Origin of the sequence: Achromobacter spanius, assembly GCF_039673305.1 — a bacterium.
GTDB lineage: Bacteria > Pseudomonadota > Gammaproteobacteria > Burkholderiales > Burkholderiaceae_B > Achromobacter > Achromobacter spanius_F.
Map to the genome: position 1 here is coordinate 48,748 of NZ_JBDJLJ010000015.1, position 26,960 is coordinate 75,707.

Sequence of the window (26,960 nt, forward strand, 5' to 3'; positions counted from 1 at the left end):
AGGCCCGTCAGGGCCGGCGCGTGCGGCGGGCGCTGCCGACCGCGGCGATGAGCGCCAGGCCGATCAGGGCCAGGGCGGTCTTGTCGCCGAAGCGCGCATAGGGCGTCAGCCCGGTCATGCCCTGCACCGACACCGGCAGCACGCCGGCCTGCAGCGGGGCAAGCTGGGCCGCCACGCGGCCCTTGGCGTCGATGGCGGCGGTGATGCCGGTGTTGGTCGCCGTGAGCATGGGCCGCGCGGTTTCGATGGTGCGCAGGCGCCCGATCTGCAGATGCTGGCGCAAGGCCCAGGTGTCGCCGAACCAGCCCAGGTTGCTGACGTTCACCAGGATCGTCGCGCCGGGTTCGCCGTTCGGGCCGGGCTGCAGCGCGGGCAGCAGATCGGGCCCGAACAGGTCTTCGTAGCAGATGTTGAATGCGATGTGCTGGCCGCCGACGGCAAAGGGCGTCTGGCGTTCGGCGCCGCGGTCGAAGTCGCCCAGCGGAATGTTCAGCATGTCGACGAACCAGTGGAACCCGGGAGGCACGTATTCGCCCCAGGGCACCAGGTGGCGCTTGTCGTAGCGCATGGCGGGGTTGCCCGCCACAAGCTGCTCGACCGGCGTGGCGCCGTCGAATCCCATGACGCTGTTGGTGTAGCGTTCGCGGCCGTTCACTCGGTCGTGCAGCGGCACGCCCATCGCGATGACGGTGTTGCGCTGGCCGGCCAGATTGCGCCAGGCTTCCCAGATGCGCGGGTCGAGCTGGTCCTGGAAGATGGGCAGCACGGTCTCGGGCAGGATCACCAGTTGCGGGGCGGGCACGCCGGGCGCGGGCGGCATGGCCGTCAGTTCCAGGTGGCGCATCAGGCTCTGGTCGAGCAGCGCCGGGTCGAATTTCTGGGATTGGCCGATGTTGCCCTGGACCAGCCGCACGTTCAGCGGTTCGCCGACGGGCGCCGACCAGTCCACGCGGGACAGCGGCCAGCCCGCGGCCGCCAGGGCCAGCGCGACGCCTGCGGCCAGCGCATGGCGCGGCCCCAGGCCCGCCTTGCGGGAAGGTTGCCACAGGCTTGCCACGGCGGCCGCGACGAAGGCGGCCAGGAAGGCCATGCCATGCACGCCCAGCAGCGGCGCCCAGCCCGCGATGGGGCTGTCGACCTGCGCATAGCCGATGTTCAGCCAGGGGAAGCCGGTGAGCAGCACCGCGCGCAGCCATTCGAACGCCGCCCACATCGCGGCCCAGGCCAGCGTGCCGGACAGGATGCGGGTGGGGGCGGAGTCGGGCGCCAGCGGCGCATAGCGCCGCGCCAGCGCGCTGGCGCAGGCGGGAAACAGGGCAAGAAATGCCGACAGCGCCAGCACCGCGGCCACGGCCAGGGGCGCGGCCAGGTCGCCGTAGCGGTGCAGGCTGATGAAGATCCAGTACAGCCCCAGCGCATAGCTGGCGAAGCTGAACAGCCAGCCGCGCAGCCACGCCTGTTTTGCGGACGGCGCATACAGGGTGACGCGCGCCAGAATGGCCAGCGCCAGGATCTGCACGACGGCCAGCGCCCAGTCGGGCAGGGGGCCGGGCGCGAAGGTCAGGGCGTGAACGGCGCCCGCCAGCACCAGGCCGGCGGCGCCGCGCAGGTTACGGCCGCGCGGGGTACGGGTCATGCGTTGTCGGCGGGCGAGGCGGATTGGGCGGGGGCGGTGCGTTTGACCCGCAGCCAGATGGCGCGGCGCGCGTCGCCGCGCGCCACTTCCATGCGCAGGCCTTCGAATTCGGCGTGGTCGCCGCGGCGCGGGATGCGGCCCAACTGGCCGCCCATCCAACCGCCGACGCTGTCGTATTCGTCGTCCGGCAGGCTGCAGCCGAAGACTTCGTTGAAGTGCGAGATGTCGGTGGCCGCCAGGACGCGCCACTGGTTTTCGCCTTCGGGGAAGATGGAGTCTTCCTCGGTTTCGTCGAATTCGTCCTCGATGTCGCCGACGATCTGCTCCAGCACGTCTTCCATCGTGACCAGCCCGGAGATGCCGCCATGCTCGTCGATGACGATGGCCTGGTGGTTGCGGCTGGCGCGGAACTCATGCAGCAGCACGTTCAGGCGCTTGGATTCCGGGATGAACACGGCGGGGCGGACCAGCGTGCGCAGTTCGATGCCGGGTTCCAGCATGCAGCGCAGCAGATCCTTGGCCAGCAGGATGCCGATGATGTTGTCGCGGTCGCCTTCGTAGACGGGGAACCGCGAATGCGCGGTCTCGATCACCGAGGCCACCAGATAGGGGATGGGCTGCGTGACATCCAGCAGGTCCATGCGCGAACGCGGGACCATGATGTCGCCGACGGTGCCTTCGGACACGGCGAGCGCGCCCTTGATCATCTTGTACGACTCCGCGTCGAGCAACTGGCGTTCGTGCGCGGCTTCCAGGACGGCCTTGATGCCTTCGCGGTCCTCGGGCTCGCGGCGCACGAGGGAAAGCAGGCGGTCTAGGAGGGATTTGGTGGCGGGTTTGGCTGAGCGAGCGGGCGTCGCTTCGGGAGCAGGGTAAGGGTCAGACATCGTCCGGGAGGACAAGTTAGGGAGCAGCCAGCATAACCGATACTGGCTTCCAATTTGTAACGAGTAACCTGAAAATGGATGCAACCGACGCGATCTGCGCCTTGCTGCACGCCATTTTCCGCCAATTTCTCAGGGTAGACCCGATGGTCCCGGATCAGGCCGCCACATAGGGGTCGGCGATGCCGATCCGGGCCAGGGTGGCGGTCTCCAGGGCCTCCATGCGCTTGGCGTCGCGGGCCTTGATGTGGTCATAGCCCAGCGAGTGCAGCACGCCGTGGATCGTCAGGTGGGCGGCGTGGTCGAGCAGCGCCTTGCGCTGTTCGCGGGCTTCGCGCACCAGCACCGGCACGCACATGACGATGTCGCCGCGGGCGACGCCCAGCGGGTCCACGCCGTATTCGAAGGTCAGCACATTGGTGGCGTAGTCGCGTCCGCGGAAATCCCGGTTCAGGCGCCGGCCTTCGGCCGTGCCCACAAGCCGCAGGCTGAGTTCCGCCGCCGAGAAGTCGACCAGGCCGTCGTCAAAGGCGCCTGCCAGCGCGCGCTCTGCCCAGCGGCGCAGGCGCCAGCGGGGCAGGCGGGCTTCCTGCACGCCATACTGGACGGACAGGGACAGATCAGGCTTCATTTTCGGAGGCGCGGTCGTAGGCGTCGACGATGCGGGCGACCAGGGGATGGCGCACGACATCGCGGCTGGTGAATCGGGTGGTGGCGATGCCCTGCACGTCATGCAGCACCTTCACGGCGTGGGCCAGGCCGCTGTCCTGCCCGCGCGGCAGGTCCACCTGGGACGGGTCGCCGGTGATGACGGCCTTGCTGCCGAACCCGATCCGCGTCAGGAACATCTTCATTTGTTCCGGCGTGGTGTTCTGCGCTTCGTCCAGGATGACGAAAGCGTGGTTCAGCGTGCGGCCGCGCATGTAGGCCAGCGGGGCGATTTCGATGGTCTGCTTTTCGAAGAGGCGCTGGACCTTTTCGAAGCCCATCAGGTCGTACAGCGCGTCATACAGCGGGCGCAGGTACGGATCGACCTTCTGCGCCAGATCGCCCGGCAGGAAGCCCAGGCGCTCGCCGGCTTCGACGGCCGGGCGTGTCAGCACCAGGCGCTGCACCGTGTCGCGCTCCATGGCGTCGATCGCGCAGGCCACGGCCAGCCAGGTCTTGCCGGTGCCGGCGGGGCCGACCCCGAAGGTGATGTCGTGCTTGAGGATGTTGTTCAGGTAGTCGCGCTGGCGCGGGGTGCGCGGACGCAGGTCGCTGCGCCGGGTGCGCAGCGCGATGCCGTCGCTTTCGTCGTCCAGGGCGGGCAGCGCGTCCAGTTCCTGGGCCTGCTCTTCCTTCAGCTTTTCTTCCTGGCGGCCGACGCCGATCTCGACCAGGCCCAGCTGGATGTCGTCGACCGACAGCGCGCGGTGCACGGCCTGCTCGTGGAAGCGGCGCAGCACCCGGCTGGCCAGTTCGGCCAGTTCGCCTTCGATTGTGACGCGGCTGCCGCGGCGCGACAGCTTGACGCTCATGCCGTCGGCAAGCTGCCGCAGGTTTTCGTCCAGCGGCCCGCAGAGATTGGCCAGGTGGGTGTTGTCGCCGTCCAGGGTGACGACGGCGGGCATGCTGCGACGCGCGCGGGAGCGGGAAGTGGTCATTCAGCCTCTTGGGAAGTGCGGTCCACGTCGGCCACGCGGGCGCGCAGCGAGTTCGTGTGCGCCTCGGTGATGATGACGTCGACCATGTGTCCGATGAGCCGCGCGGGCGCGGGGAAATTCACGATGCGGTTGTTCTCGGTGCGGCCCATGAGTTCGTTCGGGTCGCGGCGCGAGGGGCCTTCCACCAGCAGGCGCTGGCGGGTGCCGACCATGTTGCGGGCGATCGTCGCGGCCTGCTCGTTGATCAGCGCCTGCAGGCGCTGCAGGCGGCGCAGCTTCACGTCCTGCGGGGTGTCGTCGGACAGGTCGGCGGCGGGCGTGCCCGGTCGGCGCGAATACACGAACGAGAACGAGGTGTCGAAGCCGACGTCCTCGATCAGCTTCATCGTCTTTTCGAAGTCTTCCTCGGTTTCTCCCGGGAAGCCCACGATGAAGTCCGAGGACAGCGTCAGGTCGGGCCGGGCGGCGCGCAGGCGACGCACGACGGACTTGAATTCCAGCGTCGTGTATCCGCGCTTCATGGCGGCCAGCACGCGGTCGCTGCCCGCCTGCACCGGCAGGTGCAGGAAGGAGACCAGCTTGGGCAGCCTGGCATAGGCGTCCACCATGCGCTGGGTCATTTCCTTGGGGTGCGACGTGGTGTAGCGGATGCGTTCGATGCCGGGAATCTCGTGCACGTATTCCAGCAGCATGGCGAAGTCGGCGATTTCATCCGAGTCGGCCATGCGGCCGCGGTAGGCATTCACGTTCTGGCCCAGCAGCGTCACTTCCTTGACGCCCTGGTCCGCCAGGTCGGCCACTTCGATCAGCACGTCGTCGAACGGGCGCGAGACTTCCTCGCCGCGCGTATACGGCACGACACAGAAGCTGCAGTACTTGCTACAGCCTTCCATGATGGACACGAACGCCGTGGCGCCTTCCACGCGCGGGGGCGGCATGTTGTCGAACTTTTCGATTTCCGGGAAGCTGATGTCGACCTGCGAGCGGCCTTCGGCGCGGCGGCGCTTGATCAGGTCGGGCAGGCGGTGCAGGGTCTGCGGTCCGAACACCACGTCGACGTAGGGCGCGCGCTTGACGATGGCTTCGCCTTCCTGGCTGGCCACGCACCCGCCCACGCCGATCACGAGGTTCGGGTTGGTCTTTTTCAAGTGCTGCACGCGGCCCAGGTCCGAAAACACCTTTTCCTGCGCCTTTTCGCGCACCGAACAGGTGTTGAACAGGATGACGTCCGCCTCTTCGGGGTTATCGGTGAGTTCCAGTCCGCCCTGGTCCTCGCGCAGCACGTCGGCCATCTTGTCCGAGTCGTACTCGTTCATCTGGCAGCCGAAGGTGCGGATGTACAGCTTGCGGGGGGAGCCGGCGCCGGCATCGGCGGTGGGCAGGGCGGCGGGGCCGCCGTCGCGGACGTTGCCCGCGCGCTTGAGGGAGGTTTCTTGCATGGTGGTCGCCGTGACGGGTGTAGATCCCGGGGGCTGGAAAGAGGGGAAAGAGCGGATTTTAACCCTTGCGCGGAAATTGTTTCTTGGTGCGGCGCGCGCTGGCCGTTACGATAGCGGTCCGCCTGCCTTTCAGGCTGCAGTAACATTTCTTCTTTCTCCCGAGCGGCACCGATGAATTCCAATCGCCTCACGCCTCCGGTAGCCGCTCCCTCCCTTGATGGCGGGTCCGGTTCTCCTGTCCCTGATGAGTTCCGCAATCCCTATCCGGCGTCCGTCTGGGCGTTGCTGGGCGCCGCGCTGGCGCTCGCGGCCGCCGCCTGCGCGCTGTGGGTGGACCTGCCCCTGGCCGTCTGGATACAGAAATCGGTGTCGGAAGGCGTCGACCAGTCCTTCGAATGGGTGGGCGAACTGGGCGAAAGCGGCCACTACATCGCCATGGCGCTGGCTTTTTACGTGGTTGGCCTGGTGGGACTGGCGCGCGGCTGGCGCAATCCGTTCCGCATGAGCTACGCGGCCATGGCGCGCGGCAGCCTGCTGATGCTGTCCACCATGGCCGTCGGCGGCCTGGTCGTGCTGGTGCTCAAGCGGACCGTGGCGCGGGCGCGGCCTGAGTTGTTCTTCGAAAAAGGCATTTACGGATTGGGCGAATCCTTCTCGCGCGTCCAGCAGTTCAATTCCTTTCCGTCCAGCCACACCTACGCCGCCTTTGCCGTGGCGGTGGTGCTGGGCATTCTTGCGCCGCGCTGGCGCTGGGTCTTCCTGCTGCTGGCCGCGCTGGTGGGCATCAGCCGGCTGGTCAACCTGGACCATTACCTGTCCGACGTCATGACCGCCGCCGGCATCGCCGTGCTGATCGGGCATGTGCTGGCGCCGCGCGTGCTGTGCAGCAAGTACCAATGGCCGCTGCGCGCGCCGTGGCGCTGGTGGAAAAAGGGCTGAGCCCGAGGGTGCACGCCGGAAAAGGCCGCGGAGGATCCGCGGCTTTTTTTCGCCCGCGGCGCGCCGCGCCGGGGCGTCACGCCGTCAGGCCAGTGTCCTGAGGCCGGAGGGCGTCTCGATCTGCGCGGTCAGGCGCGGCCGGCCGTCCGTCTGTTCGACATCGATCAGGGTGTCGGCGCCCATCCATGCCAGCCCCTGCCGCAGCAGCGCCGCCCGGGGATGGCTGCCGGTGAGCCGCTTGAGCGTTAGCGGCTGGCGCGGCAGGCTGACGCCCGGATAGTTGTCCACGTCCCATTGGATCAGCGTGGGCAGCAGGCCGTCGCCGGCCTCGTGCCCGGCCTCGCGCCAGGCGGGCAGGCTGCCGTCGTCGGGGACGGTCAGGCGCCAGCGCAGGTCGCCGCGCGTCATGGGAATGGCGGGCGGCAGGCGGTCCGGGTGTTCGGCCTGCATGCGCGTCAGGTCCAGTGGGGCTTCCACCCTGGCGGCCCAGTGGGCCAGGAACGGACCCTGTTCCAGGCGTGCGCGGATGTCGCCCTTGTCCAGCCCGAACCAGCGCGGGCGGGGGGGCGTGGGCGCATCGGGATCGATGGCGATCACTTCCAGGTAGACGCCGTCCGCCATGCCCAGCACGCGATTGTGGGTGCCCATGCGCGGATGCGCGCCGCCGCCCTGCGGCGCGATGCCCAGGAGGCCGGCGACATATTCGGTGCCGCTGGCCAGGTCCGCCGCGGCGATGACGATGTGGTCGATGGTGAGTTTCATGGTGGGAACATGGTAGCCAATTGGCGGACGCTTTTGCCCGCACATCGGGAAAAGAGGTGGCAGTGCAGTGGCGACGCTAGGTGTTGACGGTGATGCCGGCAGTGTCCGATTGCCGCGCTTTGCGTACCCGGATCTCCACATGCTGGTTCAGCGCGACAAGCGCTTGCATCAATCTTTCCAGTGAAATGTTCAGCAGCTTGTAGCGGCTTATCTGGGATACCTTTGACTGAGTCATGCCTGTCAGCGCGGCCACGTCGGTCTGAGTCAGGCCCCGAGCGTCGATCAAATCGTTGAGCTTGATGGCGAGTTGGACTTTTGCGGTCAGTTCGGGGGCGTCTTCGAAGCCGAGGTCGTACAGAACATTCTTGGTGCCAGTCGTGTGGTTGCGTGTCATGGAGAACTCCTGTTCTGGCGGTAACGAGCCAACACCCGCTTCAGCCGGCTTGCTATCAGATCGATATCGGGCCGAGGCGTGCCGATGCCCGATTTGGATTTCTTCTGAAATGCATGCAGCACATGGATGGCCTCGCCCAATCGGAGCGCATATACCGCACGGTAAGTATTGCCTTGCTCATCTTCGACAAGTTCATAAACGCCAGGTCCCAATCCCTTCCAGGGCTTGACGGAATCGGGCCAGTGGCCGCATTGGACGACATGCAGGCTCATGCCCATGCTTTTTTGCACGCGTAGAGGGAATGCCTTGAAGTCCTTTCTGGATGAGCCTTCCCAACAAAGCGTCTTCGGAATTCCCTTGTACATGAATATACCTGTTCGGATATATAAATCAACCGGCCGCGAGGCGAAAGTGGTCACGGTATCCGCATGCGGCACGAGGGGGCTATTCGTAGGGACCGCAGCCGAGGGTATGGCTGATGCCATCCAATCGGCGGACCAAAAAAAACCCGTCGCGAGCGACGGGTTTTTTGCAGGGCGGTGGTGCAGGGATCAGGCGACTTCGCCTTCCTCGCCTTCCTTCTTGACCGGCTTGATGAGGTCTTCGCGCTTGACGCCCATCCACATGGCCAGCGCGGCGGCGACGAACACCGACGAGTAGATGCCGAACCAGATGCCGATGGTCAGCGCCATGGCGAAGTAGTGCAGGGTGGGGCCGCCGAAGAACAGCATGGCCAGCACCATCATCTGCGTCGAACCGTGGGTGATGATGGTCCGCGAGATGGTCTGCGTGATGGCGCTGTTGATGACTTCGTGCACGTCCGCCTTGCGGTACTTTCGGAAGTTCTCGCGGATCCGGTCCATGATGACCACGGATTCGTTCACGGAGTAGCCCAGCACGGCCAGCACGCCGGCCAGCACGGCGAGCGAGAATTCCCACTGGAAGAACGCAAAGAAGCCCAGGATGATGACCACGTCGTGCAGGTTGGCGATGACACCGGCCACCGCGAACTTCCATTCGAAGCGGAAGCCCAGGTAGACCATGATACCGATGACGACCACGAGCAGGGCCATCAGGCCGTTGTGCAGCAGTTCCTGGCCGACCTGCGGACCCACGAATTCGACGCGGCGCAGTTCGACGCCCGAATCGGCGGCCTTGAGCGCGGCCATGACGGTTTCGCTCTGGGTGGCGGACGTCTGGCCTTCCTGCAGGGGCAGGCGGATCATCACGTCGTGCGAGGTGCCGAAATTCTGGACCTGGAAGTCGGTGTAACCCAGCTTGGAGACCACGCCGCGCACGTTTTCAAGCTGCGCCGTCTGGGCGTAGTTGACTTCCATGACCGTGCCGCCGGTGAATTCGATCGACAGGTGGAAGCCGCGCGTGACGATGAAGAACACCGCCAGGAAAAAGGTGACGAGACTGATGATGTTCAGCACCAGGGCATGGCGCATGAACGGGATGGTGCGGTGAATCCGGAAAAATTCCATTTTTCGCCTTCGGTTCTTTGCTGTGGCGGGCGGATTGCGCCGCCCGCCCTATGTTCAGTTTGCCTTCGGCTTCCAGACTTCGCCGATGGAGATCGAGGTGAGCTTCTTCTTGCGGCCGTAGTACAGGTTGGCCAGCGCGCGCACGCCCACGACCGACGAGAACATCGAGGTCAGGATGCCCAGGCAGTGAACCACCGCGAAGCCCCGGATCGGGCCCGAACCGAAGGCCAGCAGCGCCAGGCCCACGATCAGCGTGGTGAGGTTCGAGTCAAGAATCGTGCCCCACGCGCGTTCGAAGCCGTGATGGATGGCTTGCTGCGGCGAGGCCCCCGCCCGCAGTTCTTCGCGTATGCGCTCGTTGATCAGCACGTTCGAGTCGATGGCCATGCCCAGCGTCAGCGCGATGGCCGCGATGCCCGGCAGGGTCAGCGTGGCCTGCAGCATGGACAGCAGCGCCAGCAGCAGCAGGACGTTGAAGGTCAGGCCGATCGTGGAGAACACGCCGAACAGGTGGTAGTACACGATGATGAAGACGGCGATGGCCAGGAAGCCGTACAGCGTCGAGTAGAAGCCCTTCGAGATGTTGTCCGCGCCCAGGCTCGGGCCGATGGTGCGTTCCTCGATGATGGACATCGGCGCGGCCAGCGCGCCTGCGCGCAGCAGCAGGGCGGTGTCGGCGGCTTCCTCGGAGCTCATGCTGCCCGAAATCTGCACCTGGCCACCAGCGATTTCGCCGCGGATCACAGGCGCGGTGACCACTTCGCCCTTGCCGTTTTCGAACAGCAGGATGGCCATGCGCTTGTTGATGTTGTCGCGGGTGACGTCGCGGAAGATGCGGGCGCCCTTGGAGTCCAGCGTCAGGTGGACGGCGGCCTGCTGGGTCTGCGAGTCGCGGCCCGGCTGGGCGTCCTGCAGGTTTTCGCCGGTCAGGATGACCTGGCGGCGGACCAGGATGGGACGGCCGTCGCGATCGTTGTAGCGTTCGAGGCCGAAGGGAACGGTGTTGCCCAGCAGCGCGGCCTGCGCGGCGGGGGAGTCGTCGACCATGCGGATTTCGAGGGTGGCGGTGCGGCCCAGCAGTTCCTTGGCCTTGGCCACGTCCTGCACGCCAGGCAACTGCACCACGATGCGGTCCGAACCCTGTTGCTGGATGACCGGTTCGGCCACGCCCAGTTCGTTGATGCGGTTGTGCAGCGTGTTGATGTTCTGCTTGAGCGCGGAATCCTGCACGCGGGTGACGGCGGCCGGGTTCAGGGCGGCCAGCAGCACCTGCTTGCCGCCTTCTTCGCGTTCGGTGAATTCCAGGTCGGGCAGGCGCGAACGCAGCGTCGAGATGGCGCGGTCGCGGTCGTCGGTGTTGGCGAAGGTGGCGGCGACGCTCATGCCCGAGCGTTCGACGCCGGTCACGTTGATCTTCTGGTCGCGCAGCACGGAACGCACATCGCCGGCCAGCGAGTCATAGCGGGCGGTCAGTGCGCCTTGCATGTCGACTTGCAGCAGGAAGTGCACGCCGCCGCGCAGGTCCAGGCCAAGGTACATGGGCTTGGGCGCGAACCAGCCCAGCGCGCGCATCCAGGGCGGCGAAGCGGGCAGCAGGTTCAGCGCGACCGTGTAGTGCGGGTCGCCGGCAACGGTATTGAGCGATTTTTCGATCAGGTCGCGGGCCTGCAGCTGCACGTCGGTGGACGGGAAGCGGGCGCGCACGGTGCCCAGCGTGCCGTTCATTTCGAAATAGGCGCCTTCGTTGGGGATCTTGGCGTCGGCCAGGATCTGCTCCACGCGGGCCAGCACGGACGTGTCGACCTTGATCGTGGCCTTGGCGCTGGAAACCTGTACGGCGGGGGACTCGCCGTAGAAATTGGGAAGCGTGTACAGCAGGCCAATGAGGACCGCGACCAGGACCGTAATGTACTTCCAGAGGGGATAGCGGTTCATTGCCGGCTACTTCATGTAAAGGTGATGAAAGGGCCGCCCGGGCGTCGAACGCTGCGGGCGGCGCCAGGCGCCTGGAGCCTGTCCCGCCAGCGGCGGGACGGTCCGAAGCACAAAAGCCCCCGATGGGGCTCTTGTGGGACGCTTACAGGGCCTTGATGGTTCCCTTGGGCAGCACGGTCGACACCGACGACTTCTGCATGATGACTTCGACGGGCTTGTCGGCCAGTTCCGAGACTTCGACCGTGACGTAGCTGTCGTTGACCTTCGTGACCTTGCCGAGCATGCCGCCGGCGGTGACGACTTCATCGCCCTTGGCCAGCGCGGCGATCAGGTTGCGATGTTCCTTCTGGCGCTTCATCTGCGGACGGATCATCAGGAAATAGAGGATCACGAACATCAGGATGATGGGCAGCATGCCCATCAGCGCATTGCCTTCGGGAGCGGCGGCCTGGGCCACGACGAGGCTGGCGGTATCGATAACGGACATTGAATTCTCCTGCGTTTGAGTCTGTTTGGGTTTATCGCTATGTTTTTAATGCGCCCATCCCCGCGCGAGCCATGGATAGGGCAAGCCGACTATTGTATATAGGTTATAGCCAGCCTTTAACCAGGGCGCCATCCCAAGTGCCAGTCGGCTCCCCGGTCAATTGACGGCCTGCCCGGTCAAATGGGGGCAAAACCCTGGAGAAAAAGCCCTCGGGGGCGGTTTTTTTGCTTCCGGCTACTCCACGCCGCGGGCGCGGTCCGCGGCGAACTGGGCGCGCCAGGCGTTAAAGCGCCCCTCGGCGATGGCCTCGCGCATTTCCTTCATGATAGTCAGATAGAAGTGCAGGTTGTGCAGCGTGTTCAGGCGCGCGCCGGTGATTTCGTTGGCGCGCTGCAGGTGGTGCAGGTAGGCGCGCGAAAAGGTGCCGCAGGTGTGGCAGCCGCAGCTGGGGTCCAGCGGACGGGTGTCGTCGCGGTACCTGGCGTTGCGGATCTTGACGTCGCCAAAGCGCGTAAACAGCCAGCCGTTGCGGGCGTTGCGCGTGGGCATGACGCAGTCGAACATGTCCACGCCGCGGCTCACGCCCTCGACCAGGTCTTCGGGGGTGCCCACGCCCATCAGGTAGCGCGGGGCCTGGGCGGGCAGCTTGGGCGTCACGTGCGCCAGTATGCGCATCATGTCTTCCTTGGGCTCGCCCACCGACAGGCCGCCGATGGCGTAACCGTGGAAACCGATGTCCTGCAGCCCGGCCAGGGATTCGTCGCGCAACGCTTCGTACATGCCGCCCTGGACGATGCCGAAGAGCGCGTTGGGGTTGCCCAGGCGGTCGAATTCCTCGCGTGAACGGCGCGCCCAGCGCAGGGACATCCGCATCGAGCGCGCGGCTTCCTCGGTGGTGGCGGGCCGGCCGTCGATTTCATAGGGCGTGCACTCGTCGAACACCATGACGATGTCGGAATTGAGCGAGCGCTGGATGCGCATGGACTCTTCCGGGGTCAGGAACAGGCGCGCGCCGTCGATGGGGGAGGCGAACTTCACGCCCTCTTCGGTGATCTTGCGCATGCCCTGTAGGCTGAACACCTGGAAACCGCCGGAGTCGGTCAGGATGGGCTTGTCCCACTGCATGAAGCCGTGGAGCCCGCCGTGCTTTTCCATGATTTCCGTGCCCGGGCGCAGCCACAGGTGGAAGGTGTTGCCCAGCACGATCTGCGAGCCGATTTCCTTGAGCTCGTGCGGCATCATCGCCTTGACGCTGCCGTAGGTGCCTACCGGCATGAAGATGGGGGTCTCGACCACGCCGTGGTTCAGCGTGATGCGGCCGCGGCGGGCGCCGCCGTCGGTGGCGAGCAGTTCGAAGTTCAGTCCGGTCATGGGGCGGGGGTTTCGATGAACATGGCGTCGCCATAGCTGAAGAAGCGGTAGCGCTCGGCGACGGCGTGGGCGTAGGCGCGGCGGATGGGCTCGACGCCGGCCAGCGCCGACACCAGCATCAGCAGGGTCGACTGGGGAAGGTGGAAGTTGGTGACCAGGGCGTCCACGACGCGGTACTGGTACCCGGGGGTGATGAAAAGGCGCGTGTCGCCCTGGGCGGCGGCCAGCGGCGCGCCCGGGGCCGCATGCCCCTCGGTTAGGGCGGCGGCCGACTCCAGCGCGCGCACGCTGGTGGTGCCGACGGCGATCACGCGGCCGCCCCGGGCGCGGGCGGCGGCGATGGCGTCCACGGTTGCCTGGGGCACCGTGAACCATTCCGCGTGCATGACGTGGTCGGCCAGGTTGTCCACGCGCACGGGCTGGAACGTGCCGGCGCCCACGTGCAGGGTGACGAAGGCGCGCGCCACGCCCAGTTCGGACAGGCGGTCCAGTGTGGGCTGGTCGAAGTGCAGCCCCGCGGTGGGGGCGGCCACGGCGCCCGGTTCGCGCGCATAGACCGTCTGGTAGCGGTCGTCGTCGCCGGCGTCGGCGGCGTGCGTGATGTAGGGCGGCAGCGGGGTGGCGCCGTGCGCGTCCAGCAGCTCCAGCACGGGGCCGGGGAAGCGGATGTCGAACAGTTCCCCCTCGCGGCCCAGCACCGTGGCCTCGAAGGCGTCGGCCAGGCGCAGCACCATGCCCGCGCCCGGCGACTTGCTGGCGCGCACGTGGGCCAGGACGCGGTCGGGTTCGGTGATGCGTTCGACCAGCACCTCGATCTTGCCGCCGGTGATCTTGTGGCCGGCCAGGCGCGCCTTGATGACGCGCGTGTCGTTGAACACCAGCAGGTCGTGCGGGCGCAGCAGGGCGGTCAGGTCGGCGAACTGGCGGTCGTGCAGCTGGCTGGCGTCGTCCAGGTGCAGCAGACGGCTGCCCGTGCGTTCGGCGGCGGGCGTCTGCGCGATGAGTTCGGGCGGCAGGTCGTAATCGAAATCGGAAACGGTGAAGGACTGGGTCACGCGGGTATCTGGGATCAGAGGGATCGGGCCCTGCAAAGGACGAGCCGGGCCGGTCGGGCGGGCTCGGGGCAACCCTGTATTGTAAGGGGGACGGCTAATAGGGGCGGAACGAACGGATTCTTCCCCCTGGCAATCGCCGCCTCGCGCGGCGGTCGCGGACCCCTGGCGCGGCGCGCGGGATGCAACGGATGGCCGAGGGGCGCCCGTAACCGTTCCAGGTTTTGTATGCTCTCGGTTTTGCTGGAACGAGCAACCGGGTGGGCGTGGCATGACGGGACAATCGAATAAGCGTGTGGGCGGACTGAAGCAATGGCTGGCCGGCGGAGTGCTGGCCCTGGCCGCGGGCGCCGCCTTCGCGCAGGTTCCCGGGCTGCCGCCCGACGTGCTCAAGGCCTGGAAGGCCAGCAAGCTGCCGGAAAGCTCCCTGTCGCTGGTGGTCCAGGAGGTCGGCGGTCCGCGCCTGGTGGCGCTCAACGCCAAGGAGGCCCGCAATCCCGCATCGGTGATGAAGCTGGTCACGACCTGGGCCGCGCTGTCCGAACTAGGCCCCAATTACGTCTGGCGCACCGAATTCATGACGGCCCCGGGGGCCAGGCCCGACGCCAAGGGCGCGCTGACCGGCCCGCTGTACCTGCGCGCGGGCGGCGATCCGCAGTTCCTGCTGCAGGATCTCTGGGCGCTGCTGCGCGAGCTTCGCCTGCGCGGGGTCAAGCAGATCAACGACCTGGTGATCGACCGCAGCATCTTCGGGCAGGTGGCGACGGACCCCGGCGCCTTCGACGGGGCGCCCGACCGCGCCTATAACGCCAGCCCGGACGCCCTGATGGTGGGCTTTGGCGCCTTGCGCCTGCTGTTCACGCCGGATCCGGTCGCCAATAAATGGGTGCCGCTGATCGATCCGCCGCTGCCCGGCCTGAAGATCGAAGGCCAGGTCGAATGGAGCGACGTCCGCTGTCCCGGTCCCCCCGTGGTCACGACCGACCCGCTGATCACGCAGCAGGGCGTCACCATCCGGGTCAACGGCAAGGTCGCCGGCTCGTGCGGGGAATTCAGCCTGTACCGCCTGGCGCTTTCCCAGCCCGACTACGCCACCGAGGTGTTCCGCATGCTCTGGAAAGAGTTGGGCGGCACGTTCAAGGGGCAGGTTCGTTCGGGCATGGTGCCGCCGGACGCGGTCGTGCTGGCTTCCCATGACTCGCCCACGCTGGCCGAGGCCATCCGCCAGATCAACAAGCGCAGCAACAACGTCATGGCGCGCACCCTGCTGCTGACGCTGGGCGCCGAGCGCGGCCGCCGTCCGGCGACCGTCGGCAGCAGCGAGGTTGTGGCCAAGGAATTGCTGGCCAAGCAGGGCCTGAACATGCCCGAACTGGTCATCGACAATGGCGCGGGCCTGTCGCGCGACGCCCGGGTGTCGGCCGACAGCCTGGCGTCCATGCTGACCGTGGCCTGGAATTCGCCGGTGATGCCCGAATACATTTCTTCCTTCGCCATCGCCGGCGTGGACGGCACCGTGCGGCGCCGCCTCAAGGGCAACGGCACCCTCGGCATGGCCCACCTGAAGACCGGCTCGCTGCGCGACGTGCGCTCGATCGCCGGCTATGTGCTGGGCGCCAGCGGCAAGCGCTACGTGGTCGTCAGCATCGTCAACCACGAGCAGGCGGGCGCCGTCCGCGCCTTTGACGACGCCCTGATCTCCTGGCTCGCCGAACAGTAGATAAACCGATTACGATTCCTCATGTGTGGCTCGCCACCGGGCGGCGCATGCGCGCCGCGCCTTACCGGTCCCGCCTGAGGCGAAAAAACCTGACCAACAAATACTCTGGAGAGTTACGCACATGCCCGTGCACGAAATCCGCCATCCGCTGATCCGCCACAAGCTCGGGATCATGCGTCGCGCCGACCTCAGCACCAAGAGCTTCCGTGAACTGTCGCAGGAAGTGGGCGCGCTGCTTACGTACGAAGCGTCCAAGGACCTGCCGCTGGCCCCCGCCACCGTCGAAGGCTGGTGTGGATCGGTGCAGGTGGAGAAGATCGCCGGCAAGAAAGTCACCGTCGTGCCCATCCTGCGCGCGGGCATCGGCATGCTGGACGGCGTGCTCAGCCTGATTCCGGGCGCCAAGGTCAGCGTCGTGGGCGTGGCCCGCAACGAAGAGACCCTGGAAGCGCACACCTACCTGGAACGCCTGGTCGGCGAACTGGACCAGCGCCTGGCGCTGATCGTGGACCCGATGCTGGCCACCGGCGGTTCGATGGTCGCGGCCATCGACCTGCTCAAGCGCGCCGGCTGCAAGGAAATCCGCGCGCTGGTGCTGGTTGCCGCGCCGGTGGGCATCGACGCCGTGCTGGCCAAGCACCCGGATGTGCATATCTACACGGCGTCCATCGACGACGGCCTGAACGAGCACGGCTACATCATGCCGGGCCTGGGCGACGCCGGGGACCGCATTTTCGGCACTACGCAGAAGACCGAGTAATACCACCACCGGGCCGCTGCGCGGTCCGTTTCACATGGCCGGCGCTACGCCGGCAGCGGCTGCCGCTGGCCGTCCAAATGCTGGCCGAACCAGTGCAGTTGCGGCGCCAGTCCGGCGACTTCGCCCACGATCAGCAGGGCGGGGGACCGGATGGCGTGTTCCTCGGCCAGCTCGGGCAGGTGTTCCAGCACGCCCGACAGCACGCGCTGTTCCGGCCGGCTGCCGTTTTCGATCAGTGCGAACGGCGTCTGCGGCGAACGGCCGTGGCGCAGCAGGCGCCGGGTCAGCAGATCCAGCTGCCCGACTCCCATATAGAAAGCCAGGGTCTGCCGTTCGCGCGCGAGCGCGGGCCAGTCCAGGTTGTCCTCGTCTTCGCGGCAGTGCGCAGTGATCAGGCGCACGGACTGCGCGTGTTCGCGGTGCGTCAGCGGAATGCCGGCATAGGCCGCACAGGCCAGCGCCGCGGTGATGCCGGGCACCACTTCATAGCGCACGCCATGGGCGCGCAGGTGTTCCAGTTCTTCGCCGCCGCGCCCGAAGATGAAGGCGTCGCCGCCCTTCAGGCGCACCACGCGGCGGCCCGCCTGCGCGTGCTCCACCAGCAGCGCATGGATGCGCGCCTGGGTCGCGTGATGGTTTTCGCCGGGGAGCTTGCCCACCGGCACGCGCTCCGCGTCGCGGCGCGCCAGGGACATGACCTCGTCGCTGACCAGGCGGTCGTACAGGATCACGTCGGCTTCGTTCAGGGCGCGCAAGGCCTTGAGCGTCAGCAGGCCGGGGTCGCCCGGGCCGGCGCCCACCAGCACCACGCTGCCGTCGCCGGGGGCGATCGGTGCATCCAGGGCGTTGACCAGCGCGGTTTCCGCTTGCGCCGGCTGCTGCTGGCGCAGGAATCCGGCCACCGGGCCGTCCAGCAGCCAGTCATAGAAGCGGCGCCGCGCGCCCAGGTCGGGGTGGGTGGACCGGATGCGCTTGCGGTAGGTGGCGGCCAGGCCAGCCAGCTGGCCCAGCGTGTGGTCGAACAGCGATTCGATGCGTTCGCGGATCCGGCGCGCCAGTACGGGCGCCACGCCCGACGAGGAAATGGCGACGATGACGGGCGAGCGGTCCACGATGGACGGCACCTGGAACGAAGACAGTTCCGGGTCGTCCACCACGTTGCAGAAGGTGCGGCGCGCCTGGGCGGCGCCCGACACCGCGGCATTGGCCGCGCGGTCGTCGGTGGCCGCGACGACCAGCCAGACGTCGTCGAGCCAGGCAGGGTCGAACAGGCCCGGCAGATGGCGGATGCGTCCCTCGGCCGCCAGCGCGGCCAGGGCAGGCGTCAGTTCGGGGGCGCCGACGACGACCTCGGCACAGGCCTCCAGCAGGGCCAGCGTCTTGCGCTCGGCGACGGCGCCGCCGCCTACAACCAATACCAGCCGGTCTTTCAGATCGGCAAAAATCGGGAAAAGCTTCATGAATGCCAGCCTCGGGCGTACCCGGCTCAATGTGGGTCGATGATAGGGACGGGCTTTCATCCCCACAACTTTTGATTTATTTGTTCCTTATAGCCAGAACTTATTTGGAACGACGCTTACGCGTTGCCCAGCCACTGGCTCATTTCCACGACCTCGCGGGCGACTTCGCCCAGCCGCTTCTGGCTTTGCATGGCGCGTTCGCGCAGCAGCCGGTGGGCCTCGTCCTCGGGGATGGATCGGGTCTTCATCAGGATGCCCTTGGCCTTTTCCACCCACTGCCGGTCGGCCAGGCGAAGCTGGGCCTCGCGCAGTTCCTCGCGCCGCGACTTTTCCATGGCGAAGCGTTCGATCGCCACCGTCAGCAGCGGCTCGATGCGGGCGGCCGGCACATCGCCCACCACATAGGCAGCCACGCCGGCACGCAGGGCGGTGCGGATGGTTTCGCGATTGCCGTTGTCGGTGAACATCACGACCGGGCGGTCGCTGTGCTCGCTGGCGACACAGACATTTTCCAGGGTGTCGCGGCCGGGGGCGTCGCTGTCTATCAGCACCACGTCCGGCGCGGCCTGGGCGATGCTGGCGGCCAGGTCCGCGCCGGGGGCCACTTCCGCGACGACGTGCACGCCCGCCGCGGCAAGCGTTTGCCGCAGCGACGCCGCGCGTCCTTCGCCATCGTTCAGCAGCATGACCTTCAGCATGAGACCCCCCTGATGTTTCCAGTGATGCAAGTTCCATGCCATCGCGCCCGCGCGCGGCGCAACACGCGCACGCACGCTGGCGGGGCGGCGGCCGCACAGGGATGGTGCGCTGCGGCAACCGGCCGCGCACCAACTTGGCTCGGGCCCCGATTCACGCGCGCCGGCGGCTGATGCCGCGAGAAGGGGCAAAGCCAGCGGCGGCGCGGGTTTCAGCCCGATCGGGGTGTCGGTCCTCATAACTGGCACAGTGCTTGCTTAAGTGAAAACGGGGCGGCCAACGGCGGTCGCCCGACGCAACACGCCGCGCTACGCGGCAAGGGACAACGACGTTCCGCAGCGCCATCGGATGGGATTCCGTGGCGCGCGGGACGTTTTTTTTTGCCGCCTACTTCCAGGAGCCTTGCATGACGCCGATGAACAGCAGCCCCTCGACCGACGCCGCAAGCGCCGGCATGACCGCCAATGCCGGACGCCGCAAATGGCTGAGCGGGACCGCGCGCGCGGTGGCCGGCGCCGGCCTGCTTTCCCTGGTCGATCCGCTGGTGCGGGCCGGCGCCTGGGCGGCCGGCACCGATGCGCCGGAAAAGACCGAGGTCAAGATCGGTTTCATTCCGCTGACCGACTGCGCTTCCGTCGTGATGGCGTCGGTGCTGGGCATCGACAAGAAGTACGGCGTGAAGATCACGCCGTCCAAGGAAGCGTCCTGGGCGGCCGTGCGCGACAAGCTCATGAACGGCGAACTGGACATGGCGCACGTGCTCTATGGCCTGGTCTACGGCGTTCACCTGGGCATCGGCGGACCGAAGAAGGACATGGCCGTGCTGATGAGCCTGAACCAGAACGGCCAGGCGATCACGCTATCGAACAAGTTGCTGGAAGCGGGCGCGCGCGACGGTGAATCGCTCGCCAAACTGATGGGTACGGAAAAGCGTGAATACACCTTCGCCCAGACCTTTCCCACGGGCACCCACGCGATGTGGCTGTACTACTGGCTGGCCGCCTACGGCATCAATCCGATGAAGGACGCGAAGGTCATCACCGTGCCGCCGCCGCAGATGGTGGCCAACATGCGCGTGGGCAACATGGACGGGTTCTGCGTGGGCGAGCCCTGGGGCGCGCGAGCCATCATGGACAAGATCGGCTTCACCACGGTGACGTCGCAGGGCATCTGGACCGACCACCCCGAAAAGGTGCTGGGCACCAGCGCCGATTTCGTGAACCGCAATCCGAACACGGCGCGCGCCGTCACCGCCGCGATCCTTGAAGCCGGCAAGTGGATCGACGCGTCGCCGGAAAATCGCCGCAAGACTGCCGAGACCATCGCCGCCAAGTCCTACGTCAACACCGACGCCAGCGGCATCATGGACCGCATGCTGGGACAGTACGACGACGGCCTGGGCAAGAAGTGGACGGACGGGCACGCCATGCGCTTTTACGCCGACGGCGCCGCCAATTTCCCGTACCTGAGCGACGGCATGTGGTTCCTGACGCAGCACAAGCGCTGGGGCCTGCTGAAGGAACATCCGGACTACCTGGCGATCGCCACGCAGATCAACCGGATCGACATCTACAAGCAGGCCGCGCAGGCCGCCGGCGTCGCGCTGCCCGCCAGCGAGGTGCGCACGTCCAAGCTCATCGACGGCGTGGTCTGGGACGGCAGCAATCCCGCGGCCTACGCCGACGGTTTCAAGGTCAAGGCCTGAGCGCCGACACGAAAAGGGGACTCTCGATGTCTACCGTAACGATAGTGCGCCGCGGCGACGAACTGGCCGCCCTGTGGCGGGAACGCGCGGAAGCCGCGCTGAAGGCGGTGGTGGGGCCGATCGCCGGCTTCGCGCTGTTTGTGCTGGTGTGGCAGGTGGTGGCGATGCGGATACCGGAAATTCCCACGCCTGGCGTTACCTGGCGCGCGGCCGTGGAGCTGTTCTCGGATCCCTTCTATGACAACGGCCCGAACGACAAGGGCATCGGCTGGAACCTGCTGGCGTCGCTCGAGCGCGTGGCGGCCGGCTTCGGCCTGGCGGCGCTGGTCGGCATTCCCGTGGGCTTCGCGATCGGCCGCTACGCCGCCGTGCGCGCCATGTTCTCGCCCATTGTCAGCCTGTTGCGCCCGGTGTCGCCGCTGGCCTGGCTGCCGCTGGGGCTGCTGCTGTTCAAGGCGGCCAATCCCGCCGCGATCTGGGCGATCTTCATCTGTTCGATCTGGCCCATGATCATCAACACGGCCGTGGGCGTGTCGCGCGTGCCGCAGGACTACCTGAACGTGGCGCGCGTGCTGAACCTGTCTGAATGGAAGGTCACGACCAAGGTGCTGCTGCCTGCAGTGCTGCCGTACATGCTGACCGGCGTGCGCCTGTCCATCGGCACCGCCTGGCTGGTGATCGTGGCGGCGGAAATGCTGACCGGCGGCACGGGCATCGGCTTCTGGCTGTGGGACGAATGGAACAACCTGAAGGTCGAGCACATCGTCATCGCCATTTTCGTGATCGGCATCGTGGGGCTTTTGCTGGAGACCCTGCTGGTCGCGCTGGCCCGCCGCTTCACCTACACCGAGGAATAGCGCCATGAAGAAATTCGTACGCATCGAAAGCGTGGGACAGACCTTCAACACCCGCAAGGGCGCCTTCGTGGCGTTGCGCGACATCGACCTGACGGTCGAGCAGGGCGAGTTCATCACGCTGATCGGCCATTCGGGCTGCGGCAAGTCGACCTTGCTGAACCTGATCGCCGGCCTGACCCGGCCCACCAGCGGCGTGCTGCTGTGCGCCGAGCGCGAGATCACCGGCCCCGGGCCGGACCGCGCGGTGGTGTTTCAGAACCATTCGCTGCTGCCGTGGCTGAACTGTTTCCAGAACGTGCACCTGGCCGTCGAACGCGTGTTCGGGGCCAAGGAAAAGCGCGCCCAACTGGTCGAGCGCACGCGCGCCGCGCTGGACCTGGTGGGCCTGTTGCCCGCCCAGAACAAGCTGCCGCGGGAAATCTCCGGCGGCATGAAGCAGCGCGTGGGGATCGCGCGGGCGCTCGCGATCGAGCCGGGCGTGCTGCTGATGGACGAACCGTTCGGCGCGCTGGACGCGCTGACCCGCGCGCATCTGCAGGACGAACTGCTGAAGATCGTGGCCAAGACGCGCACGACCACCATCATGGTCACACACGACGTGGATGAAGCGGTGCTGCTGTCGGACCGCATCGTGATGTTGACCAACGGGCCGGCCGCGACCATCGGCGAAATCCTGCCGGTGCCGCTGTCCCGGCCGCGGGACCGCGTGCGGCTGGCCAACGATCCAACCTATCTGTCGTGCCGCGCCGCGGTGGTGGACTTCCTGCACCGCCGCCACGGCAATCCGGAGCGCTCGCAGGCCGCGGCGCAGGCCAACGCGGCCATCGCCGCGGTTCCCGATGCGCTCGAGGAGGCAGGCGCGTCGCGCGCCGCCGCGTAGGGGGCATCATGGAGGCCAAGCAGAAGCTGGTGGTGGTCGGCAACGGCATGGCGGGCATCCGCACGGTGGAGGAGCTGCTGACGCTGGCGCCGGACCTCTACGACATTACGGTGTTCGGCGCCGAACCCCACACCAACTACAACCGCATCCTGCTGTCGCCCGTGCTGACCGGCGAGCGGACCTTGCGGGACATCGTGCTCAACGACGAGGACTGGTACGCCCGCCACGGCATCCGGCTGCTGCTCAATCGCAAGGCGACGGGCATCGACCGGGCGCGGCGCATGGTGCTGGCCGACGACGGCACGCGCACTCCCTATGACCGGCTGCTGTTGGCCACCGGTTCCAATCCCCGCATCCTGCCGGTGCCGGGACACGACCTGGACGGCGTCGTCGCCTTTCGCGATATCCGCGACGTGAACCTGATGATCGAGGCCTCCACGCGCTACCGGCATGCGGTGGTGGTCGGCGGCGGCCTGCTGGGTCTGGAGGCCGCCAATGGCCTGGCGGCGCGCGGCATGGACGTATCGGTCGTGCATCTGGGCGCCGCCCTGCTGGACAGGCAGCTGGACGGCGAGGCCGCCGGCCTGCTGCGCCGGAGCCTGGAGGCGCGCGGACTGACCTTCCTGCTGGGCCGCCAGACCCAGGCCATCGTCGGCGGCGACGACGGGCGCGTGCGGGCGCTGCGCTTTACGGACGGGCACGAGATCCCCGCGGACCTCGTGGTGATGGCCGTGGGCGTGAGCCCCAACACCGAGCTGGCGCAACGCTGCGGACTGCACGTGGATCGCGGCGTGGTGGTCAGCGACACCTTGCAGACCTACGATCCGCGCATCTACGCGGTGGGCGAATGCGTCAGCCATCGCGGCACGGCCTATGGCCTGGTCGCGCCCCTGTTCGAACAGGCGAAGGTGGCGGCCAACCATCTTGCCCTGCACGGCATCGGCCGCTACGAAGGGAGCGTCACGTCGACCAAGCTGAAGGTCACCGGCATCGACCTGTTCTCGGCCGGCGATTTCGCGGGCGGCGAACAGACCGAAGCCATCACGCTGGCCGACACGCCGGGCGGCGTCTACAAGAAACTGGTGATCCGGGACGACAGGCTGGTGGGCGCCTGCCTGTACGGCGACATCGCGGACAGCGCCTGGTACGTGCGCCTGATCCGCGAAGGCGCGCGCATCGACGCCTTGCGAGACCGGCTCATGCTCGGCGAAAGCGTGGGGGGCGAATAGGGATGGACATGCCGTTGACACGCCGCATCGGGATCCGGGTGGAAGAACCGCGCGAAGTCGCGTCGATCTGCTGTTATTGCGGGACGGGCTGCGGGGTCCGCGTGCAGGTGCGCGACGGCGCGGTGCTGGGCGTGCGGGGCGACGAATCCCACCCGGCCAATCGCGGCCGCCTGTGCAGCAAGGGCCTGGCGCTGGCCGACACGGTGCGGCGCGACGGTGCGCGCGTGCTGGCGGCGCAATGGCGCGCGGAGCGCGCGGGTCCCTTGCGGGATATCGGACTGGAACAGGCGCTGGACCTGGCCGCGGACCGGCTGGCCGGGGCGATCGACGCGCATGGCCCGGACGCGGTGGGCTTCTATCTGTCCGGCCAGCTCCTGACCGAGGACTACGCCGTCTTCAACAAGCTGGCGCGCGCGCTGGCGGGCACCAACAACATCGACACCAATTCCCGCCTGTGCATGTCCAGCGCGGTCTCGGGCTACAAGCGCACCCTGGGCGCGGATGCGCCGCCGGCATGCTACGAAGACCTGGAACTGGCGGACACGGTGCTGATCGCCGGCTCCAACATGGCCTATGCGCATCCGGTGCTGTTCCGGCGGCTGGAGGCCGCGCGCGCCGGCCGGCCCGGCATGAAGGTGATCGTGGCGGATCCCCGGCGCACCGATACCGCCGCGTTCGCGGACCTGCATCTGCCGCTGGCCCCGGGGTCCGACGTGGCGCTGTTCAACGCCATGCTGAACGTGATGCTGCGCGACGGGCTGGTCGACCACGGCTACATCGCGCGCCATACCGAGGGCTTCGAGGCGCTGCGGGCGCGGGTCGACGAATACACGCCCGAAGCCGCGCAGCGCATCTGCGGCGTGCCGGCGCGGGACATCGTGCAGGCGGCCCGCTGGTTCGGCGAAGCCGGGGCGGCGCTGTCGCTATACACGATGGGCCTGAACCAGTCGGTCGCCGGCACCGACAAGAACGCCGCGCTGATCCACTTGCACCTGGCGACCGGCCAGATCGGCCGGCCAGGCGCCGGGCCGTTTTCGCTGACCGGCCAGCCCAACGCCATGGGCGGGCGCGAGGCGGGCGGCATGGCGACCCTGCTGCCGGGTCATCGCGACCCGGCCTCGCCGGCCGACCGCGCCGAGACCGCCGGGCTGTGGGGCGTGGACAGCCTGCCCGATGCGCCCGGCGCCACGGCGCTGGACATGTTCGATGCGGTGCTGGCCGGGCGCATCAAGGTGCTGTGGATCGCGGCCACCAATCCGGCGCAGTCGCTGCCTGACCAGGCCCGCGTGCGCGCCGCCCTGGAACGGGCGGAGTTCGTGATCGTGCAGGAGGCGTTCGCGGGGACCGAGACGCTGGCTTATGCCGACCTGGTGCTGCCGGCCGCGACCTGGCCCGAGAAGTCCGGCACCGTGACCAATTCGGAGCGGCGCATCAGCCGGGTCCGCGCCGCGATCGCGCCGCCCGGCGACGCGCAGCCCGACTGGCGGCTGGCGCAGGCGGTCGCCCGCCGGCTTGCCGCGCGCATCGCGCCGGCCAAGGCGGCGCTGTTCGACTACCGCGATGAACGCGACGTCTTCGCCGAGCACGCCCGCATGACGACCGGCCGGGACCTGGACTACAGCGCGCTGGACTACGACGTGCTGGCCCGGCGCGGCCCGCAGCAATGGCCCTACCGCCAGGGCGAGGGCACGGCGCGCCTGTATGCGGACGGCGTCTATCCCACCGCCAGCGGACGCGCCCGCTTTGTCGACATGTCGTGGCGGCCCACCGCCGAGTCCGTGTCGGCGCAGTTTCCCCTGCAGCTCACCACCGGCCGCCTGCGCGACCACTGGCACACGATGGCGCGCACGTCGCTGGCGCGCGCGCTGACGCAACACGTCGAAGAGCCCTGGGTGTCGCTGCATCCCGACGACATGCGCCGGCTGAAGCTCGAACCCGGCGCGCTGGCGCGGCTGCATACAGCGCGGGGCAGCGTGGTGCTGCCCGCGCAGGCGGACGATGCGGTGCAGCCCGGCCATGCCTTCGTCCCCATGCATTGGGGCAGCGCCTACATGGCGGGCCTGGGCGTGAACGCGCTGACCAGTTCCGCTTCGGATCCGATATCGCGTCAGCCGGAGCTCAAGTTCAGCGCGTTGCGCGCCGAACCTGCCGGTCTGGCGTGGCAGGCTGCGGCGTGGCTGCAGGGCGACGCCGCGGCGCTGCGCGCGCGCCTGGCGCCATGGCTGCGCCGCTTCGACTATGCCGTTGTGCTGCCGTCCGGGGCCGGCGGCGTCCGGCTGCGGCTGGCGTGCGTCGCGGCCCCGGGCGCCGCGCTGCTGGACGAACTGGCGCAGGCGCTGGCGTTGCACCGCCCCGACGTGGTGTTCGACGATCCGTCGCGCGGTTTCATGCGGCGCGTCGCGGGCGGGCAGGGCGGGCTGCGCGCCTTCTTGCTGGCCGGCGACCTGCGCGCGCAGGACGCGTTGCTGGCATGGGCGGCGGGCGGTGAGGCGCCGGCCGGCATCGCCGCGCTGCTGATGGGGCGCGTCGCGGGGGCGGCGCGGTCGCGCACCGTTTGCGTCTGCAATGGGGTGAGCGAGGCGGAGATCCTGGACGGCATCGGACGGGGCTGCGACCTGACGGCGCTGAAGTCCACGCTGGGCTGCGGCACGGGCTGCGGCTCGTGCGTCCCGGAGATCCAGTCGCTGCTTGCGCGCAGGCCTGCCGCGCAAGCGCTTGCCTAGCGCGCGCCGCGGGCCGCAAGCATGCCGCGTCCGACACGTTCCGACATACGCCGGGCGCGGCAACCGGTGTAGTATCAAGCCAGCTGTTCCCCTGGGCGAACGGCTTTCCCGCAATTCTGGAGTGGCTTGTGACGACGATGCGAAAAATGGCATCCCTGGTTCTTACGGCGGGCGCGCTGGGCGCGGCCGCCACGGCGCAGGCGGGTGTGTGCGACGCGCAATTCATGCATGACGGCGGCGCGGTGCAGCTCACCGGCACCGGCAATCTGGCGCTGGGCGCCGACCTGACCTTCGCCGAAGTTACAAAAAGCAATGGCGACAACTGCCGCGCGCGCGTGCAAGGTGTCGCCCGGTTTAGCTACGCGGGCCTGCCGCCCGGCAAGTCCAAGCTCGATTACCTCATGACCGTCAAGGGCGGCCAGGCCACCTTCCTGCGCTACGCCAGCGCCGGTGAAGCGCCCCAGCCGTCCGAGGGCCAGTTCGACCTGCGCATGCTCGGCCTGTTCGCCTACGACGGCAAGCTCAACACGGGCCAGAAGCTGCCCGGCTCGTCGTTCCGCCTGAAGATCGGCAAGGAAGCGCCGGTGGGCGGACAACCCAGCACGACGGTGCGCATCGGCGAAAAGACGGTGGGCAAGACGGCATCGCTGGACACCGCGCTGGGCAAGCAGTCCTGCCACCCGATCACCTATACGCGCAACTCCGATCCCACCATGGCCACGTTCCAGGGCCTGACGATTCCGATCCCCGGCATGAACACCACGGTCACCGACTGGTATTGCCCGGCCGTGAATCTGGTGATGAAGCAGGACATCGATCAGGGCGGCGTGAAGTCCGCGGTTGAGATTACGCAGATCAAGTAGCACCCGGTAGCAAGCGCGCCATGTTGACCGCATGG

23 protein-coding genes and 1 pseudogene are annotated in these 26,960 nt (G+C 67.7%); 9 read left to right on the forward strand and 15 right to left on the reverse strand.

The genetic code is table 11. The features are described from left to right. Positions 1-7 precede the first annotated feature (7 nt). From lnt to miaB, 5 genes are all read right to left on the reverse strand, one after another. Positions 8-1,636 (reverse strand): apolipoprotein N-acyltransferase, encoded by a 1,629-nt coding sequence (gene lnt / locus ABE485_RS14795; protein ID WP_346516029.1) that lies wholly within the window; start codon positions 1,634-1,636, stop codon positions 8-10. Then, entirely contained in the window at positions 1,633-2,523 is an 891-nt protein-coding gene (locus tag ABE485_RS14800; RefSeq protein ID WP_346516030.1) for an HlyC/CorC family transporter, read from the reverse strand. The genes lnt and ABE485_RS14800 overlap by 4 nt, the downstream gene beginning before the upstream one ends. Before the next feature lie 154 nt (positions 2,524-2,677). Beyond that, positions 2,678-3,151: an rRNA maturation RNase YbeY gene (ybeY, locus tag ABE485_RS14805; RefSeq protein WP_346516031.1), complete on the reverse strand. Its 474-nt coding sequence runs from the start codon at positions 3,149-3,151 to the stop codon at positions 2,678-2,680. Next, positions 3,141-4,166 carry a PhoH family protein gene (locus ABE485_RS14810; protein ID WP_346516032.1) on the reverse strand — a complete coding sequence of 342 codons (1,026 nt, stop codon included), beginning with the start codon at positions 4,164-4,166 and terminating at the stop codon, positions 3,141-3,143. Before ABE485_RS14810 ends, ybeY begins: the two co-directional genes overlap by 11 nt. Continuing rightward, positions 4,163-5,605 (reverse strand): tRNA (N6-isopentenyl adenosine(37)-C2)-methylthiotransferase MiaB, encoded by a 1,443-nt coding sequence (miaB, locus tag ABE485_RS14815; RefSeq protein ID WP_346516033.1) that lies wholly within the window; start codon positions 5,603-5,605, stop codon positions 4,163-4,165. Before miaB ends, ABE485_RS14810 begins: the two co-directional genes overlap by 4 nt. A 171-nt stretch (positions 5,606-5,776) precedes the next feature. Between miaB and ABE485_RS14820 the strand changes: the two genes are divergently transcribed. Then, the gene (locus ABE485_RS14820) at positions 5,777-6,544 is read left to right on the forward strand and encodes a phosphatase PAP2 family protein (protein WP_346516034.1); all 768 of its coding nucleotides are present in this window, start codon (positions 5,777-5,779) and stop codon (positions 6,542-6,544) included. 84 nt (positions 6,545-6,628) lie between these two features. Here ABE485_RS14820 and ABE485_RS14825 read toward each other — a convergent pair whose 3' ends face one another. The 8 genes from ABE485_RS14825 to queA form a co-directional block, all read right to left on the reverse strand. Further along, complete coding sequence (locus ABE485_RS14825; protein WP_346516035.1) at positions 6,629-7,306, reverse strand: VOC family protein; 678 nt, start codon at positions 7,304-7,306, stop codon at positions 6,629-6,631. 76 nt (positions 7,307-7,382) lie between these two features. Further along, on the reverse strand, positions 7,383-7,700 hold the full coding sequence (locus ABE485_RS14830; RefSeq protein WP_346516036.1) for a helix-turn-helix domain-containing protein: 318 nt from the start codon (positions 7,698-7,700) through the stop codon (positions 7,383-7,385). Further along, positions 7,697-8,065, reverse strand: coding sequence for a type II toxin-antitoxin system RelE/ParE family toxin (locus ABE485_RS14835; RefSeq protein WP_346516090.1), 369 nt, complete (start codon positions 8,063-8,065; stop codon positions 7,697-7,699). The genes ABE485_RS14830 and ABE485_RS14835 overlap by 4 nt, the downstream gene beginning before the upstream one ends. A 186-nt stretch (positions 8,066-8,251) precedes the next feature. Next, entirely contained in the window at positions 8,252-9,187 is a 936-nt protein-coding gene (secF, locus tag ABE485_RS14840; RefSeq protein WP_346516037.1) for a protein translocase subunit SecF, read from the reverse strand. Between the two features lie 54 nt (positions 9,188-9,241). Beyond that, positions 9,242-11,122 (reverse strand): protein translocase subunit SecD, encoded by a 1,881-nt coding sequence (gene secD / locus ABE485_RS14845; protein WP_346516038.1) that lies wholly within the window; start codon positions 11,120-11,122, stop codon positions 9,242-9,244. A 142-nt stretch (positions 11,123-11,264) separates the two neighbouring features. Further along, positions 11,265-11,609: a preprotein translocase subunit YajC gene (gene yajC / locus ABE485_RS14850; protein ID WP_054451553.1), complete on the reverse strand. Its 345-nt coding sequence runs from the start codon at positions 11,607-11,609 to the stop codon at positions 11,265-11,267. Between the two features lie 234 nt (positions 11,610-11,843). Continuing rightward, positions 11,844-12,980, reverse strand: a complete 1,137-nt coding sequence (gene tgt / locus ABE485_RS14855) for a tRNA guanosine(34) transglycosylase Tgt (protein WP_346516039.1) — start codon at positions 12,978-12,980, stop codon at positions 11,844-11,846. Next, positions 12,977-14,035, reverse strand: coding sequence for a tRNA preQ1(34) S-adenosylmethionine ribosyltransferase-isomerase QueA (queA, locus tag ABE485_RS14860; RefSeq protein WP_346516040.1), 1,059 nt, complete (start codon positions 14,033-14,035; stop codon positions 12,977-12,979). Before queA ends, tgt begins: the two co-directional genes overlap by 4 nt. 268 nt (positions 14,036-14,303) lie before the next feature. Here queA and dacB point away from each other — a divergent pair, with 268 nt between their 5' ends. Both dacB and upp read left to right on the forward strand, forming a co-directional pair. Then, positions 14,304-15,752 carry a D-alanyl-D-alanine carboxypeptidase/D-alanyl-D-alanine endopeptidase gene (dacB, locus tag ABE485_RS14865; protein ID WP_346516041.1) on the forward strand — a complete coding sequence of 483 codons (1,449 nt, stop codon included), beginning with the start codon at positions 14,304-14,306 and terminating at the stop codon, positions 15,750-15,752. A 121-nt stretch (positions 15,753-15,873) separates the two neighbouring features. Further along, positions 15,874-16,512, forward strand: coding sequence for a uracil phosphoribosyltransferase (gene upp / locus ABE485_RS14870; RefSeq protein ID WP_013395748.1), 639 nt, complete (start codon positions 15,874-15,876; stop codon positions 16,510-16,512). 44 nt (positions 16,513-16,556) lie between these two features. Here the strand turns inward: upp and cysG are convergent, their stop codons facing one another. Both cysG and ABE485_RS14880 read right to left on the reverse strand, forming a co-directional pair. Beyond that, entirely contained in the window at positions 16,557-17,972 is a 1,416-nt protein-coding gene (gene cysG, locus ABE485_RS14875; protein WP_346516042.1) for a siroheme synthase CysG, read from the reverse strand. 116 nt (positions 17,973-18,088) lie between these two features. Further along, positions 18,089-18,670 carry an ANTAR domain-containing response regulator gene (locus tag ABE485_RS14880; protein WP_346516043.1) on the reverse strand — a complete coding sequence of 194 codons (582 nt, stop codon included), beginning with the start codon at positions 18,668-18,670 and terminating at the stop codon, positions 18,089-18,091. Between the two features lie 404 nt (positions 18,671-19,074). Here ABE485_RS14880 and ABE485_RS14885 point away from each other — a divergent pair, with 404 nt between their 5' ends. The 6 genes and pseudogenes from ABE485_RS14885 (at position 19,075) to ABE485_RS14910 (ending at position 26,925) form a co-directional block, all read left to right on the forward strand. Next, entirely contained in the window at positions 19,075-20,373 is a 1,299-nt protein-coding gene (locus ABE485_RS14885) for a CmpA/NrtA family ABC transporter substrate-binding protein (RefSeq protein ID WP_346516044.1), read from the forward strand. A gap of 26 nt (positions 20,374-20,399) precedes the next feature. After that, positions 20,400-21,230, forward strand: a complete 831-nt coding sequence (gene ntrB / locus ABE485_RS14890; protein ID WP_346516045.1) for a nitrate ABC transporter permease — start codon at positions 20,400-20,402, stop codon at positions 21,228-21,230. A 4-nt stretch (positions 21,231-21,234) separates the two neighbouring features. Beyond that, on the forward strand, positions 21,235-22,110 hold the full coding sequence (locus ABE485_RS14895; RefSeq protein ID WP_346516046.1) for an ABC transporter ATP-binding protein: 876 nt from the start codon (positions 21,235-21,237) through the stop codon (positions 22,108-22,110). Between the two features lie 8 nt (positions 22,111-22,118). Then, a pseudogene (locus ABE485_RS14900) lies at positions 22,119-23,336 on the forward strand (NAD(P)/FAD-dependent oxidoreductase); the annotation flags it as partial. A 5-nt stretch (positions 23,337-23,341) separates the two neighbouring features. Continuing rightward, a complete protein-coding gene (locus ABE485_RS14905) occupies positions 23,342-26,062 on the forward strand; it encodes a molybdopterin-dependent oxidoreductase (protein WP_346516047.1) in 2,721 nt (906 codons plus the stop codon). 137 nt (positions 26,063-26,199) lie between these two features. After that, on the forward strand, positions 26,200-26,925 hold the full coding sequence (locus ABE485_RS14910; RefSeq protein WP_430795428.1) for a hypothetical protein: 726 nt from the start codon (positions 26,200-26,202) through the stop codon (positions 26,923-26,925). Positions 26,926-26,960 lie beyond the last annotated feature (35 nt).